9 protein-coding genes and 1 other RNA gene are annotated in these 17,142 nt (G+C 43.9%); 9 read left to right on the plus strand and 1 reads right to left on the minus strand.

Annotation, left to right across the window (positions count from 1 at the left end; all coding sequences use genetic code 11):
• Positions 1–250 precede the first annotated feature (250 nt).
• The 3 genes from OSCI_RS01395 to nadB all read left to right on the plus strand — a co-directional run bounded on the left by OSCI_RS01395 (position 251) and on the right by nadB (position 3,436).
• Complete coding sequence (locus OSCI_RS01395; RefSeq protein ID WP_007353051.1) at positions 251–991, plus strand: SIMPL domain-containing protein; 741 nt, start codon at positions 251–253, stop codon at positions 989–991.
• 27 nt (positions 992–1,018) lie between these two features.
• Positions 1,019–1,156, plus strand: coding sequence for a hypothetical protein (locus tag OSCI_RS29490; RefSeq protein ID WP_157135536.1), 138 nt, complete (start codon positions 1,019–1,021; stop codon positions 1,154–1,156).
• Positions 1,157–1,699: 543 nt separating this feature from the next.
• Positions 1,700–3,436, plus strand: a complete 1,737-nt coding sequence (gene nadB, locus OSCI_RS01405) for an L-aspartate oxidase (protein ID WP_007353053.1) — start codon at positions 1,700–1,702, stop codon at positions 3,434–3,436.
• Positions 3,437–3,567: 131 nt separating this feature from the next.
• On the opposite strand, the gene OSCI_RS01410 is transcribed toward nadB, so the two are convergent.
• The gene (locus OSCI_RS01410) at positions 3,568–6,792 is read right to left on the minus strand and encodes an EAL domain-containing protein (protein ID WP_007353054.1); all 3,225 of its coding nucleotides are present in this window, start codon (positions 6,790–6,792) and stop codon (positions 3,568–3,570) included.
• Between the two features lie 284 nt (positions 6,793–7,076).
• On the opposite strand from OSCI_RS01410, the gene OSCI_RS01415 reads away from it, so the two are divergent.
• From OSCI_RS01415 to OSCI_RS01435, 6 genes are all read left to right on the plus strand, one after another.
• Entirely contained in the window at positions 7,077–7,895 is an 819-nt protein-coding gene (locus OSCI_RS01415; RefSeq protein ID WP_007353055.1) for a tetratricopeptide repeat protein, read from the plus strand.
• A gap of 340 nt (positions 7,896–8,235) precedes the next feature.
• Positions 8,236–8,626: a transfer-messenger RNA gene (gene ssrA, locus OSCI_RS27795) on the plus strand.
• Positions 8,627–9,360: 734 nt separating this feature from the next.
• Entirely contained in the window at positions 9,361–10,239 is an 879-nt protein-coding gene (locus OSCI_RS01420) for a cupin-like domain-containing protein (protein ID WP_007353056.1), read from the plus strand.
• Between the two features lie 92 nt (positions 10,240–10,331).
• Positions 10,332–14,948, plus strand: coding sequence for a non-ribosomal peptide synthetase (locus OSCI_RS01425; RefSeq protein WP_007353057.1), 4,617 nt, complete (start codon positions 10,332–10,334; stop codon positions 14,946–14,948).
• Positions 14,949–15,100: 152 nt separating this feature from the next.
• On the plus strand, positions 15,101–16,027 hold the full coding sequence (locus tag OSCI_RS01430) for a condensation domain-containing protein (protein WP_007353058.1): 927 nt from the start codon (positions 15,101–15,103) through the stop codon (positions 16,025–16,027).
• A gap of 17 nt (positions 16,028–16,044) precedes the next feature.
• The gene (locus OSCI_RS01435) at positions 16,045–17,052 is read left to right on the plus strand and encodes an alpha/beta fold hydrolase (protein WP_007353059.1); all 1,008 of its coding nucleotides are present in this window, start codon (positions 16,045–16,047) and stop codon (positions 17,050–17,052) included.
• The last annotated feature ends 90 nt before the right edge of the window (positions 17,053–17,142 follow it).

A 17,142-nucleotide genomic window follows, 5' to 3' on the forward strand; every position in this document is an offset into this window, starting at 1 on the left:
CCTGATTTTTATTAATATAAGACAGTGTAGGCAAAAAAACACTACACTTTCATGAAAAATACTTTTTTCCCAAAATGGGTCTGTTGTAGAGATAGACTCAGGGGAAGTCTGGGCGATCGCAGAAAGCAGAGGTAGAAGCCAGAAGGGGAGAAAGCTATAAGTTGCGAAAAGTGTAACCAACCGGATCTCTGCGAGTTGCGATGGCACAGTAAGAGTATGCCATCTGTTCTATGTGAGGAAAATAAGGTTTATGAATCGAATTAGCGCATCCACCTACCAAATTAAACCCCGGAGTCTGTTGACAGCTTTATGTTTAACTCTGAGTTTGATCGGTTTTACTGGTTTAGACCCCGCAATGGCGCAGGAGCAACGCCTGAGAACGCTAACGGTGACTGGTAGGGGTATGGAAGCAATTCCTACTACTTTAACTCAAGTGCGTTTGGGAGTTGAGGTGCAGGGACAAACGGCGGCGGAGGTGCAGCAGGAAGCGGCGAAGCGATCGGCGGCGGTGGTGTCGCTGTTGCGATCGCGTAATGTAGACAAATTGGAAACTACTGGGATTACGCTCAGTCCTATGTACAACTATGAGAATAATAAGCAAAAGTTGATCGGATATGTTGCGACTAATACTGTTAGTTTCCGCATCAATACTGAATCTGCGGGGACTTTGTTGGATGATGCGGTGAAGGCGGGGGCGACGCGAATTGATGGCGTGAGTTTTGTAGCGGCGGAAAGCGCGATCGCATCGGCCCAGCAGCAAGCGCTACGCGAAGCGACTCAAGATGCTCAAATTCAAGCGGATGCGGTTTTGGGGGCGCTGAACCTCAAGCGAGGTGAGGTTGTCAGCGTTCAGGTGAATGGTGCGAGTCCCCCACCACCAATATTTCAGCCTCGTTTTGCGGCCGTAAGCAACGATAAGGAGGCTGCGACTCCCGTAGTCGGAGGGGAACAGCAGGTGGAAGCGTCGGTGACTTTGCAAATTAGTTATTAATGGCGATCGCTTAATCTTTGTCATCTGTTGCCCACATTTGCAAAGGCGACAGATGCAAAGGGCGATCGCGCTTCTTTGCTCAGCTTGCATCCGATCGCAGCTTGCGAGGCGGTAAATTCTGTAGGATTTACCGCCTCGCAACTCGCAATGACAATAAAGGGGTAGTAAAGCCGGATTTGGTATCAGTCCTAAGCTATTTTGTAGCGAACTAAAGGTTTATTCCTGAATTAAAATTGAGTGTCAACTTCATTTTATAGATTATTTAAAAGAAAGAATTATTTAAAAGAGAGAAGACGCGCCTAGCTTCTGGAACTAAATAGTGAAAATAAAATTTAGTTCGATCGATTGAAAGTCTCAATTTGTAGCTAGCTGCTCGATCTTTTTTGATTTCATACTTTGCTATCTCTAAAAATTGTTCAAATTAAGAAAATTTAGAATTATCGCGTGAGCGATCGCAGGTTTAAAAAGTATTATAGCAACCGCCACAACTGTTAGGACATTCTCAATCCCCCAAACCATTTCTAGTATTGCATTTTCCTCCTGCCTCCTGCCTTCTTCCTCCTGCCTCCTGCTATAACACCCAAGCTGCAACCTAGATTGATAATTCTGACAAAGCTTAAGAACAAGTAAATTTTTCCATAACCTAATATACTACGAGTTGAATATCTGGAAATCAACCACAAAATTCTTTTAGATTTGGAGAAAATATTGAACTCACCTAACTCGTCATCCTTAAATATTCCATCACACTTTGACGTTATTGTAGTCGGATCGGGAGCAGCCGGACTTTATGCTAGTCTGTGTTTGCCAGAACGTTATCGTGTAGGCTTAGTTACTAAAGACAAACTGAGAACCGGTTCGAGTAAATGGGCACAAGGAGGAATCGCCGCCGCGATCGCAGATGATGATTCCCCACAACTACATCTGGAAGATACTTTACACGCGGGAGCGGGTTTGTGCGATCGCGCAGCCGTAGAATTTCTCGTAGAAAATGCTCCAGAAGCGATCGCTTCTTTATTAAAACTTGGTGTAGCCTTTGATCGCAAAGAAAACAAACTAGCAACAACTCTAGAAGCAGCTCACTCTCGCTCTCGCGTCTTGCATTCCCAAGATACCACCGGACGAGCGATCGTTGATATCCTCACCGCCAAAGTATCAGAACAGCCCAATATCCAGGTATTACCCCAAGCCCTAGCCTTGAGTTTGTGGCGACATCCTGAAACTGATTGTTGTCAGGGTATTAGTCTGCTATACCAAAATCAAATCCTGTGGCTTAGGGCAAATGCAGTGGTTTTAGCCACCGGTGGCGGAGGGCAAATTTTTGCCAAAACTACGAATCCGTCAGTCAGTACCGGAGATGGTGTCGCCCTAGCTTGGCGGGCGGGAGCGGTAATGCGGGATTTAGAGTTCGTGCAATTTCATCCCACTGCTTTAAGTCAACCGGGCGCACCTCACTTTCTGATTAGCGAAGCAGTACGAGGAGAGGGGGCGCATTTGGTAGATGGTGATGGAAAGCGTTTTGCTTTTGACTACCATCCCCAGGGAGAGTTAGCACCACGAGATGTAGTGAGTCGGGCGATTTTTAACCATTTAGAAAAAACTGCGTCCGATCCGGCTGGAGCTAATGTTTATTTAGACTTACGAGCGATCGCACCGGCACAAATTCGCCATCGCTTTCCGAATATTATCCAAAAATGTCAGCAGTGGGGGATTGATATTTTCCAGCAACCCATACCTGTAGCACCTGCGGCGCATTATTGGATGGGAGGGGTGGCGGTAGATTTGATGACTTCTACTTCGATTAAGGGATTATATGCGATCGGCGAGACTGCCAGTACAGGGGTGCATGGCGCAAATCGTTTGGCGAGTAATTCTTTACTCGAATGTATAGTCTTTGCAGCACAATTGCACAAGTTGGAAGTGGAAGCGATCGCTAGTAGTGAGGTCAAATCTTGGACAGTCGAGGTGGGAGACTGGAGTCAGGAAATAGAGGTATTAGAGTTAGTAAGAGAAAAGTTACCGGCCCTGATGTGGCATAGTGCGGGGATTTGTCGATCGCAGTCTCTGCTAACAGAGGCGATCGCTCAAGTTAGTGCTTGGCGTTCTCAATTGGCAAATCTAGAAATTAGTAAATATATCCTCAATTTATCTCCCAGCAACAATATCGAATTTGAGTTAGTTACAGCGGAACAACAATTAAAGCTAGCAGCCGAAACCATGAATTTATTAGATATTGGCTATCTCATCCTCAAAAGTTCACTATTTCGGACTGAAAGTCGTGGGGGACATTATCGTAGCGATTATCCCGATACTTCTACCAGTTGGGAAGTACATACTCTAGTGGAAAGGGAAGAGTGGCAAACCTCCCCCGTCTCGCGAACAATCCCAGGACTCACGCACGCAACCACAGAAACCGGGTTTTTTGACGAAAATACTTCGTTGTGACCCACAGATGCTCTCAAAAACCCGGTTTCTAGGACTCCCTGCGTAAGTTATAAATCAGTTAAATCAAGCGATCGCCAGTTACAAACACGGTAAAAACCGATTGTAAATAAAATCATGTAATTAAAGTATACCTAAGAATTTGACCCTCCAGAACTGAGTTGCATTTCCAGCAATCTTTCGGCGGCTTCCCTATCTACTGGTCGCGAGAATAAATAGCCTTGTCCATGTTCGCATTGTAGCTGTTGCAATTGATTTAACTGCTCTCTTGTTTCTATTCCTTCTGCTACCAAATCCATGCCTAAATTGTGAGCTAATATGATGATAGTGCGGATAATTTCTAAATTCTTAGGATCTATGCTCATGCGGCTAACAAAGGCACGATCGATTTTCAAAGTGTCAAAAGGAAATGTATGCAGATATGAAAGAGATGAATATCCCGTGCCGAAGTCGTCTATACTCAAGTGAATTCCCCGATCTTTCAGGTATTCCAGAATATTTGTTACCGATTTAGCATTTTCCATAACTGCTGTTTCTGTAATCTCTAATTTCAAGCTCAAAGGGTTAATTCCTGTCTCTTTTAGCAAGCGATCGATTCGCTCTATAAAGCAGGATTGAACCAATTGCACTGCCGAAACATTGACACTGATCGATAAAGGAGGATTAGTAGGGAATTTTTGCTGCCATGCCATAATTTGACTTGTTGCTTCGCAGAGAACCCACGCGCCTAGTGGTATAATTAAACTACTTTCTTCTGCTAGGGGAATGAACTCCGCAGGCGAAACTAAACCCCTCTCTGGATGCAGCCAACGAACTAAAGCTTCAAAACCGATGATTTGATGGTTAACCAGGGACAAAATAGGCTGATAATAAACTTGAAATTCTCTATTTTCTAAAGCTCGTCGTAAATCGGCATCTAAATGTAAAGGTCTGACAGCTCGTTCTTGCATTGATGTATTAAAAACGGCATAGCGGCTTTTTCCTAACCCTTTGGCTTGGTTCATCGCAGTTTCGGCAGCTTGCAAAAGTTGTTCTGGTTGCTGATAATTAATAGAACTCAAGACAATGCCGATGCTGGAGTCTGTGAATAATTCGCAGCCATCTAATTTGAAGGGTGCGCTTAATTGCTGCTGGATGTGTTCGGCGATCGCGATCGCATCGCTTTCTTCCTGAATATTTTCCAATAAGATCGCAAACTCGTCTGGCCCGACATGAGCAATGCTATTAATTTTAGGAAGCTGCTCGAACTCATCATTTTTAGGGCGACAAGTTTGCAGTCTTTCTGCTACAGCCATTAGCAGTTCGTTCGCCACTTTCTGCCCCATGCTATATTTTACAAGCTGAAAGCGGCTGAGGTCAAGGTAAAGTACGGCGAATAAAGTTGTTTCCTCACAGAGAGATCGCACGGCAAACTGTTTGAGCCAAGCTATAAAAAAAGTCTGATTGGGCAAATCAGTAATTTGGTCGTAAAAAGCATACTTCCACAACTGCTTTTCTGCCCGCTGTTGTAAGGTAATGTTTTGTACCATTGACAATACTCCAATTACCGCGCCGTCTTCTTTTTTTATCGTTGTATTTTGCCAGTCACAGGTGATAATTTCACCTGTTTTAGTGAGGTTTTCATTAACATTTTGCTTCGTATGTTCGCTGTGAAATAGCTGCTGGAAAATATCTCCGATCTCGCTACGAACTTCTGGGGGAACGATTATGTCGTAATGTCTGCCTAAAACTTCTTCTTTGCTAAAGCCAAATATTTGTTCGGCGGCAGGATTCCACTCTTGAATTCGGGATTCTGGATCGGTGAAAATATATCCAATTGGCATTCGTTCAATTTGTAACTGGAGGCGTTCTTGTAATTCTTTGGTTTGTTGATATAGCTGGGCGTTAAGTATTGCCATTGCACAGCGTTCGGCGGTAATTTCTAATAAATGTAGTTCGCGATCGCTGTAGGGATGAATGCTACACCAATCTACATGGAGAACGCCTACTAAAGTGTCGTAGCGCTTCAGGGGTAAGCCTAGCATGGTACGAATTCCGCAATCTTGAATATACTCGTTGCATACCCGCCCGTCAGTCTGGGCATCTTCTACATACAGCGGTTTTCTAGTGGCGGCGATGATGCCGGGAAAGCCTTCTCCAATGGGGATTGTGCTAGCGCTGATTCCGGTCTCAACTCCAATGCTGGCGCGTACAGATAGTGTAGTAGCTGCTTCCTCTTCTCCTATTAACAGGATGGCCGCTCTGTCAGCCTTCATTACTGTTACAATTCTTTCTAAGAGCACGTTCAGCAGTTCTTCTAGTCTCAAGGTGCTGATGCTGTTGCCAGTGACAATGTTAAGGGCTGTCAAATCTTCGGTTTGTTGTCGAAGTTCCTCGATTAAGCGATCGCGCTCTTCTTCTGCACGTTTGCGATCGCTGATGTCAGCAATGACTGATAGAATGCTGTTGATCTGACCGTCAATGTCATATAAAGGCGCTAGGGAAAGAGAAATATCGATCTCGCTGCCGTTGCGCTTCACTGCTTTAGCTTCTAAATTCACCAAGGAGTCACCTTGGAAGACGCGATCGCGCACAACCTCACATTCCTCCTGTTTCTGGGGTGGAATAATCGGAAGAGGACTGTTTAAAACTTCCGTTTCCCGCCAGCCCAAAATTTTCTCTGCCGCTGGGTTCCACATTTTTACATAATTCTGGCGATCTGTTACAAAAATTGCCAGTGGCGCAGCAGAAACTACAGCTTGCAATTTTTCTTTTGTTTTTTGCAATACTTCTGTTGCCTGTTTGATCTCAGTGATATCTCGCGAGATGCCAATTAAGCCAATGGTCTTGCCGCTCTTGTCGCGGCAGAGGTATTTTGTGGCAATGTAAACTCGCTTGATATTATTGATTATCCCAAATTCTTCGATAGTTTGAGTCTCCCCACTCGCGAAAATTGCGCGGTCATTTTCTTGGTATTGGCTAGCAGTTTCTAGAGAGAAAAAATTCCGATCGTCTTTGCCTAAAATTTCCGATTTTGGTCTTCCTAAGAGCTGAGCAGTTGTGGAGTTAACCATCAGGTAGCGCCCTTCAATGTCTTTAACAAAGATTGCATCTGTCGTACCTTCAATGATTGCCTCTAAGAGGTTGTAGCTTTCTTGGAGGGAGTGGAAATTTCGGCGAATTAGAGCATAGATTAAACCACTGGTAACTAGGACAAATACCCACCCTTTAAGGGTTTGTATATTAGTGAAAAATCCAGAGGTCTGGGTCAGACTACCTAGTACCGTGTCGGAAAGCAAAATCCACAGGCTACTGAAAAAGGCATAGATAAATACAGTTCTGTAAGCTAATTGCTTGACAGAAGTTAAATTACTGTTCATGATTTTTTTAAGTTACGCCTGCGTGCGCGGCGGGCTATACTTGCGAGGCTTCTCAATCTGTCACCAGGCTCTTAGAGTTAGAAAAAAATCTGGAGTGCCCAGCGAGATTGTAGAGGACGGAAAGGTGGCTGGGAGTCTTGATAGCAGTAGCGCGATCCCACCCCCTGATTGCCGATAGTAAATGCTGACTATAGTTTAGCGGAGTTTGAATTAGAAAAAAATCTTCATTATAGAGAATTTAAGTTAATAATTGAGTTAAGTAAAATTGAACTGCTGAAATCGCTATGATTCGCTTAATTTTGACATCTTTGACTGTTACTTTAGTGATCGCAATCACTTGGTTGGGTAATTTAACTCACGCGATCGCGCTTTCTTCAACACCAGAAGCTGCTAATCCCCAGGAAGAATTAGGCGAACTGGTGCAGAAAGCTTTTGCTGCTACGAATAAGGGCGATTTTATTAAGGCTGAGAGTTTCTGGACGCAGATTGTTGAGAAGTTCCCAGAAATTGCCCCAGCTTGGAGCAATCGCGGCAATTCTAGAGTAAGTCAAAATAAGCTAGAGGAGGCGCTTTTAGACTATGAGAAAGCGAGCGAATTGGCTCCTGACGCTCCCGATCCTTATTTAAATCGAGGCACGGCTTTGGAGGGTTTGGGGCGGTGGTCAGAGGCGATCGCATCTTATAATCGTGTACTAGAATTAGACCCTGAAGATCCAGCCGCTTACAATAACCGAGGGAATGCAGAAGCGGGTTTAGGAGAGTGGGATCTTGCGATCGCAGACTACCGCAAAGCTGCTGACTTAGCTCCCGAATACGCCTTTGCCCGTGCTAATTACGCCCTCACTCTTTACCAAACTGGCGAAACTGCTGAAGCTATCACCACAATGAAAAATTTAGTCCGCAGATACCCAAAATTTGCCGATATGCGAGCAGCATTAACTGCGGCCCTTTGGGAAACGGGACAGCATGGAGAAGCTGAGAGTAATTGGGTGGCCGCTGTTGGGCTCGATAGTCGTTATAAAGACCTAAATTGGGTAGCAACCATTCGCCGCTGGCCGCCTGCGGTTGTGGCTGCATTGGATAAGTTTCTGCATTTGAAGTAAGTAGGACTGGGGGAAAAGAGGGGCTAGGGGCTAGGGACTAGGGGCTAGGGGCTAGGGGAAGAGAGGAAAAGAGGGGGGCTAGGGGCTAGGGGCTAGGGACTAGGGGAAGAGAGGGGCAGAGGGGACTAGGGAAGAAGGGGAAGAGGGAGCTAGAAGTTAGTAATTAGAAATTAAACTTTTTAAGACGAAAATGAAGAAGTAATCTCGATTTTACCTCTTCCCTAGCCCCTAGCCCCTAGCCCCTAGCCCCTTTCTTCCCTAGCCCCTAGCCCCTAGCCCCTCTTCCCTAGCCGACTTGACAGCCCACTTAGAATTGTTTAATATAGATATATGCAAACAAGGGGCTGTAATGGTTTCGACAGGGTGGCGAACGCTACTCCGTGATGCAGGTCGAGAGTGAGTCTTCTCTCGGAAATACCGGGCTCAACAAACAATAAGTGCAAACAACATTGTACCTTTTGCTCGTAAAGCCGCTACTGTAGCTGCTTAATAACCCATAACACGGTTCGAGCGTCTGTAGTTTGACTCCGTTAAGGATTACAGACAAAACCCCAACGGATGCCCTAATTAGTTTCCTCTGGTAGGCTAATTTGGAAAGAACATACCGGAGCATCCCACAATCCGGGACAATGGATAGTTCCCGCCTAGAGGATCAGATAGGCTAAACCTGTGAGCGATCGGGAAGCTAATACCCGCTTTGGACGGCAGTTCGATTCTGCCCAGTTCCATTAAGTTAAATACCCTCACCTTTTTAGGTGGGGGTATTTTGTTGTTGGGTAACGCTTGCGGATGCAAATAAACTTACGCTAATTATCCAGTAATTAACTCCAAGATGAAGACCAGCTTACAAAAGCAGACAAATTCACGGTAACTAGCCAGTAATTAACCTCAAGATCAAGGGGAGGATAGAAGCAGCTAGAAGAGTTGAAGAGTTAAGGAAATAATACTTACGTATAACTATAATAATATCAGACTTAATTATAATAAGTTGTTATTGACCAAAAAGGATCGCCATAGTTAAGAATTGTTAACAACCAAGCCCTCCAAAATATGTTGATTTTATTAAGGAGTATGGCTCATTGTAAAGAATTGGTAAAGCTGTTATTAAAATAAGATCCTAGTAAATAAGGGTATTGCTACCAAAGATAGATCGCTATAATACTTATCCTAGCTGCATTCTAGCTATTTTTTTGCAGCTAGCATGGTAGCTAGAGAAGAGTAAATAGAAAAATCTATCGGGAAAATATTAGCCCTCTCAACTAAAGTATAGGAACTTTTTTCCTAAGTCTATCTTTACACAACTGTTTTAATCGTGTTATTGTCAATGTGGAACATTAATTTATCGTCTATCTTGTGGACTGTCGCCACCCCAAACACACAGGTTGTACTTTGCTATTTTCAACCAATCCTCAGTTAGAGAAACTCTCTACATTATTTAGATCGAGACTACAAGGAATAAAAACTTATGACTACAACCACACAAAAGTTGCAGGTAGATCGCCGCAGTGGTCTAACTCATCAAGAATTTGTGGACGAATACCGCAATCCGAATAAACCCGTAATTATTACGGATCTTTCAAAAGATTGGCGAGCAACAACAGAGTTTACACCGGAATTTTTTAAAGAAAAATTTGCTGAAAGAATTATTGTTCTTGCGGATAAACCTTACAAGGTTGCGGAGTTGATGGATCTCTTGGTCAATTCAACCAAAGACAACCCCGCTCCTTATCCTTTGAAGATGGACTTACGCAAAGAATTTGCTGAATTAGTACCTTATGTAACACCTAGACCTAGCATTACTATCCCCGATCGCACTCCAAATCCCTTAATCCCTAGCGTGTGCTTGAATAGTTTATACGATCTAGAAATTTTTTTTGGAGGGCCAGGCGGAGAATTTCCTTACCTACATTACGATTACTTAGGTTTGTATGCCTTTATTAGTCAAGTGTATGGTGAAAAGGAATTTACACTATTTCCACCAGAGCAGCAGCCTTATCTTTACCCTCGCAAAGACTCTCCTTGGTTATCTGACATTGAGAATCACCACAATCCAGATATTAAAAACTACCCACTTTTTGCTCAAGCAACCCCAACAACTGTCGTCATCTCAGCCGGTGAAACCATGTTTATTCCCTGTGGTTGGTACCATACGGCGCGATCGCTCACAGTCACAATTTCAGTCGCCTTCGATCAGCTTTGTCAATCCAACTGGAATTTTTTCATCAAGGAATGCGTGACGGTTCGCAGAAAAAAATATCCGATCCTATCGAGAGCGATCGAGGCTTATTTAACAGTTTTAGGCTCTTTAATGACGGCTAGTGAAAGGTTGAGTGGGACAAGATAACTAACGGCTAGTGGAGATCTTTTTAAATCTCCACTACAATAAACACAGAAATGTTAGATTGTGAAAGTTGCTAATTTATTGAAAGTTGAGAAATGAATAACGAGTTATTACATTCACAATTCAATGCAACTGCCGTTGAGTTCGATCCGTTTGCTAGCGGTGAAATCTTAGTGACAGCACCCGCAACAGAAGCACAAAAAGAAATTTGGCTATCTGTACAAATGGGAGATGAAGCAAATTGTGCCTTTAATGAATCCCAATCCCTGCGGTTGCGCGGCCCCCTCAATCTAGAAATACTCCGTTCTTCCTTTCAAGCAATTGTGCAAAGACACGAAGCACTGCGGACTACCTTAAGTGCCGATGGCTCCACCCTTTGTATTACAGAATCCCTCAACCTGGAAATTCCCTTAATTGACTTATCAGCATTAAGCGAACAAGAGCGTAAAATCCAACTCGCACAACTGCGGCGACAAGCTGTCGAGCAACCATTCAATCTCGAACATGGCCCCCTATTGCGCGTGCAAATTATCAAATTGCAAGCTGAAGAACACCTGGCAATCATTACAGCTCACCACATTATTTGTGATGGTTGGTCATGGGGGGTATTTATCCCAGATTTAGGTGCAATTTACTCCGCATTAAAACAAGGTATTTCCCCTAACTTACCCCTACCCGAAAGCTTCAGCGAATACGCATTATTACAGCAGCAACAAGCAAATTCTTCAGAAGTTCGCGCCGCTGAAAACTACTGGATAGAAAAATTTGCTAATCAAGTTCCCGTCCTCAATCTTCCTATAGATCGATCGCGGCCTCCTTTCCGAACTTATAACTCTTTACGGGAAGATTGGGAAATTAATGCCTCTGTGGTGACACCGCTTAAACGTGCAGGCGCAAAGCTCGGCTGTAGTTTCGTAAATACCGTGTTTGCGGCTTTTGAAATCTTTCTCTACCGGATATCGGGACAAACAGACTTAGTAGTAGGAATGCCGACAGCAGGTCAACTGTTTGCCGATAAAAGCCAACTGGTAGGTCACTGCGTAAATTTACTACCACTGCGAACTGAAATTGACGCAGAGCGACCCTTTAGCGATTACCTACGACAGCGAAGAGCAGCAATTTTAGACGCTTACGAACACCAACAAATGACCTTTGGTAGCGTCCTCAAGCAATTAAATCTGCCGCGAGATCCCAGTCGAATTCCCCTGGTATCGGTAATTTGTAATATCGATCAACCCCTGAAGGGTAATAGCCTTCAGTTTGAGGGTTTAGAGGCAGAATTTTTCTCGAATCCCAGAATTTCTGAGAATTTTGAGATGTTCATCAATGCTGTAGATTTGGGCGACAAACTGATCTTAGAATGTCAGTATAATACGGATTTATTTACGGCTGAAACGATCCGCCGTCGCCTGCAAGAATTTGAGACTTTATTGGCAGGAATTGCCAGCGATCCTCAGCAAAAAATCTCCGAACTTCAGATTTTACCGGCAGATGAAAAAGCCCAAATCTTGACAATTTGGAATCAGACGCAAAAAGAATTACCTCAAGTTCAATGCGTTCACCAATTATTTGAAGCGCAGGTAGAACTTACCCCGGAAGCCGTAGCTGCAATTTTTGACGACCAACAACTCACTTATCGGGAATTAAACGCCAAAGCTAATCAACTAGCACACTATTTACAAACATTAGGAGTGGGGCCAGAAGTGCTAGTGGGGATCTGCGTCAATCGTTCCCTAGAAATGTTAATAGGATTGTTGGGAATTTTAAAAGCAGGCGGTGCTTACGTACCCTTAGATCCAGCCTATCCTCAAGATCGGCTAGAATTTATGTTCCAAGATGCACAAATTTCCGTACTTTTAACTGAGGAAAAATTGCTAGCAGAATTGCCGGCATCGGCGGCAATTCGCATTTGCCTCGATCGCGACTGGCCAACGATCGCATCCTACAACCAGAATAACCCCACAAACCAGAGTTCGCCCGCTAACTTAGTTTACTTACTCTACACCTCCGGTTCCACAGGCAGACCTAAAGGTGTCGCGATCGAACATCATAGTCCCATTGCCTTTATTGACTGGGCCAGAAGCGTATTTTCACCCCAACAACTGGCGGGAGTTTTAGCCTCAACTTCCATCTGCTTTGACCTCTCAGTATTTGAGATATTTGTACCTCTAAGCTGCGGTGGCAAAGTCATCGTCGCAGAGAATGCCTTGCACCTGCCTAGCTTACCGGCAGTCAAAGCAGTTACATTGGTGAATACAGTCCCCTCTGCGATCGCAGAATTAGTCAGAATCGGCATCCCTGCCAATGTAAAAACAGTCAACTTAGCAGGAGAACCCCTTTCTCAAGCATTAGCGCAACGGTTGTACGAAACCGGGAGTATCGAACAGCTATTTAACCTCTACGGCCCTTCGGAAGACACCACCTATTCAACCTTTACCTTAGTCGAAAAAGGAGCCAAACAACCGCCATCTATTGGTCGGCCAATTGCCAATACCCAAACTTATATTCTCGACTCTCACTTACAACCAGTTCCCATCGGCGTAGCTGGAGAATTGCACCTGGGTGGTGCAGGTTTAGCGAGGGAATACCTGAATCGGCCCGAATTAACAGCCGAAAAGTTTATTGCCAATCCCTTTAGCAATCAAAATGGCGATCGTCTTTATAAAACAGGAGATTTAGCCCGCTATTTACCCGATGGCAATATCGAATATTTAGGCCGGATTGATAATCAAGTAAAAGTTCGCGGCTTCCGCATTGAACTAGGCGAGATCGAATCAGTTTTAGCTCAATATCCCGCCGTCCAAGAAAATGCAGTAGTAGCCCGCGAAGATGTCCCTGGCGAGAAGACTTTAGTCGCCTATGTGGTACCGGGAGATCTCAGCGCGATCGCCGATCCCGAAACCGGAGTTGATGCTAGTAGCGAACAAGTAGCAGAATGGCATCAAAAATGGGATGACCTCTACAAATCTGGGTATGAAAATCTCTCAAACCAGAAATCAAAAGATTGGAAATCGCCCAACTCTCAATTAGATGATGTTGCCTTTTTGTTTCTGGGACTCTCGCAAGTTCTGATCGAAAACGCCGACTCGGATTGGCAGTTAGATGACTTAGCAAAGCTGACTAAAGCTGATGAAATGGATGCTTTAGAAGAACAAGTCAAACAATGGTTAAATCCCACCATCGATCGGATTCTTAGCTTAAAACCAGATCGGGCGATGGAAATTGGCTGCGGCTGCGGTCAGATATTATTGAGAGTTGCACCTCACTGTAGCTATTTCTTAGGAACAGATTACGCAGAATTAGTAATTCAGGAACTAGGAAAAACAGTCAATAGTCCTGAATGGAACTTAACTCAAGTCGAGCTAGATTGCCGAGAAGCAGACCAATTAAAAGAGGGAGAAATCGCTTCGTTTGACACCGTAATTATCAATGGGGTGACTCCGCATTTACCCGATATTAACTATCTGTGGCGAGTGCTGGAAAATGCGGTAAAAACCGTCAAACCAGGGGGATGCCTTTATGTGGGAGACGTGCAAGGTTATGGGCTATTAGCAGCCTGTCATGTAGCCGACCTTTTAAAGCGATCGCCTGCCTCAATGCCTCTCGAAGAATTCAAAAAAGCCCTCGAAAATCGCATTGCCAATGAAGAAGAACTGATGATCGATCCGGGATTCTTTTACGCCCTAGAAGAGAAAATTCCCGCGATCGGTCGAGTTGAATTTCAACTGCGCCGGGGTCACATTCTCAATGAAACAACTCAAGTTCACTACGATGTCTTCCTCTACATCGAGCCCGAATCCCAAACAGTAGTAGAACCAACCTGGCATGATTGGCAGGACGAACAATTAACTCTGGAATCAGTACAGAAAATTCTGGAGGAAAATCAGCCAGATTTGTATTGCATCAAAAGAGTTCCTAACAGTCGGCTTCAGAAAGAAGTACAAGCTCTAAAATTGCTCAGAAATCAGGATAACTTACCCACAGTGGGAGACTTGACTGCTGCCTTAGAGAATATCCCCGCTGGTATTCATCCTGAAAGTTTGTGGGCTTTAGAAGAGAGTTTACCCTATACGGTAAATCTACAATGGTCAGACATCAGCAGTAAAAATGGCTACTTTGAGGCAATTTTTCAACGACGTACCTCAGAAAAATCCCCAGCGCTGAAAATCGCTCCTCCCCCAGAAGCAAGAAGAACCACCTTACCTCTAAACCGCTATGCAACCAATCCCTCTCTGAAGAAATTATCCAATAAGTTAATCCCGCAATTGCGGAGCTTTTTGAAAGCAAAACTACCTGACTACATGGTGCCCCCAACTTTCGTCTTCTTAGGCGAAATGCCGTTAACTCCTAATGGCAAAATCGACCGTCGGGCATTGCCAAATCCGATCCAAAATCACCTAGAACTAGAATTAAACTACGTTGCTCCTCGTACACCTATAGAACAAGAATTGGCTCAAGTTTGGGCTGAGATTTTGAGGATAGAACGAGTTGGTATTCGTAACAACTTCTTTGATTTAGGTGGACATTCCTTGTTAGCAATTCGAGCGATAACTCGTTTGCAAGAAAGCCTGGGTGTAGAACTGTCTTTGAAGAGCTTCTTTCAAGCACCGACAGTAGAAACCCTGGCGGAACAAGTCGAAGCTTTACGCTACGTGCAAGGAGCAAAGATTGATTTCGACACGGATGAAGAACGTGAAGAATTTGAGTTATAGCAACTGCTAAACTTACGTAACGCCGCCCTCTGGGCGGTAATTTACCACCTAAAGGGCGGCGTTACATAAGTTATCAAAAAATAGAAGTTGCTCTGTTAATTGTGGTCTTCTACTATATAACAACATTGATAAAACCATCAGGAAATTGAGTTATGAAAACCGCTGAATTTTTGACAGATCTGCGAAGTTTAGGTGTAGAAATTCAATTGAAAGGCGATCGCTTAACCTGTAATGCTCCCAAGGACGCTCTTACTGCTGAATTGCGAAAAGAATTAAGCACTCGCAAAGCCGAAATTCTCTCTTTCTTGCGCCAAGCTGAGGAGATAGCTGTTACACCCACAGTCACCATTAAACCTGCTCCCAGAGATGGGAATTTACCCCTTTCTTTTGCTCAAGAACGTTTGTGGTTACTCAACCAGTTTGCTCCCGATAACCCAATGTATAACATCCTATTGGCGGTACGCCTGCGGGGAGAGTTAGATGAAAGCGTGTTCGAGCAATGTTGGGGGGAAATTCTGCAACGTCATGAAGCTTTGCGAACTACCTTTAAACGAGTTGATAACCAACCCGTACAGATTATTGCTGAATTTATCTCTTCTCTTTTATCGATTATCAGCTTAGAAGAACTCCCAGAAATTGAGCGAGAACCAGAAGCGCTACAAATCTTGAACCAAGAGGTTCAACGCCCTTTCAAATTGGAAGAGGGGCCTTTATTCCGAGTAAAATTAGTGAGACTAAATCACGAGGAAAGGCTTTTAGTAGTAGTCATACATCATATAATTGCCGATGGTTGGTCATTAGAAATATTGATGAAAGAATGGGGAGCGCTTTACAAAGCATTTTTGCAGGGACAGCCTTCTTCTTTGCCGAAGTTACCCATCCAGTATGCTGACTTTGCCTATTGGCAAAAACAGTGGTTGCAAGGTGAAGTATTAGAAAGCCAACTAGCCTACTGGAAACAGCAATTAAGTGGCAATATTCCTGTACTGAAATTGCCCATTTCTCAGTCTGCAAGCTTGACTCCAAGTTCCCAAGGTAGCTATCAAGTTGTAGAGTTTTCTAAGGAATTAATGAGATAGAAATTGAACTCACCCAGATGTGGGAAGAAACTTTAGGAATTAAGCCGATTGGAGTTAAGGATAATTTCTTCGAGTTAGGCGGACACTCACTGAATGCTGCGCGTTTGTTCTTTAAAATTCAGGAGAAGTTTGATAAAACTCTCCCTCTAGCTACTCTTTTTCAAACCCCAACTATTGAGGGAATTGCTAATATTCTTCAGCAAAAAGAATGGTCTGCTCCTTGGTCAAGCTTAGTCCCAATTCAACCCAAGGGTTCGAGAAGGCCTTTATTCTGCATTCACGCAGTTGGTGGCAATGTGCTTTCTTATCAGGTTGTAGCACATTATCTCGGTCAGGATCAGCCTGTTTATGGATTACAATCGCGAGGTCTTGATGGGAAATCGCAACCTCACACTACTATTGAAGAAATGGCAAGAGATTATATCAAAGAAATTCGTAGCGTCCAGCCTAAAGGGCCCTATTGTTTGACCGGTCACTCCTTTGGAGGAATTGTGGCATTTGAAATCGCTCAGCAACTTGTAGCGGCTGGTGAAAAAGTTGGTTTGCTGGCTTTACTTGATACCTTTAGTCCGACTGTATCAACCGATGTGCCATCTTTATCCTATCAGTTTTACATCCATCGTTTAAATCTTTCACGATTTAAACTCAAGGATAAGTTTTTGTACGTCATTGATAGAATACTGTGGATGTTTGAGAAATTAGGCGCGAAGATTGTCAAGAAATTTTATCAGTGGTTCCCTGGTAAAAATGGCGATGGAATCCCAGAGCATTTTAAGCTAATAGAGGCCAATAATTTTCAGTCTCAATACACTTATGCGCCGAAAGTTTATCCGGGGAAGGTGACTGTATTACGCGCAATTGAACGACCAACAAAAGAATATTATGAGCCTTTTCTAGGCTGGGGAGATTTAGCTGCTGGTGGAGTAGATATCGTAGAGGTTCCGGGACATCATAAAACTCTGATCTTAGAACCTCGCGTTCAGTCCTTAGCCAAGGCTTTGAATGAGTGTTTGGATAAGGTGTAAACAGGAAAGATTAGTAACGCCGCCCTCTCCAGAGGGCGGTAAATTACCACCCAGAGGGCGTACAGTTTTCTCTCCTAGATAACTAAAGTT

Source organism: Kamptonema sp. PCC 6506, from assembly GCF_000180455.1.
Taxonomy (GTDB): domain Bacteria; phylum Cyanobacteriota; class Cyanobacteriia; order Cyanobacteriales; family Microcoleaceae; genus Kamptonema; species Kamptonema formosum.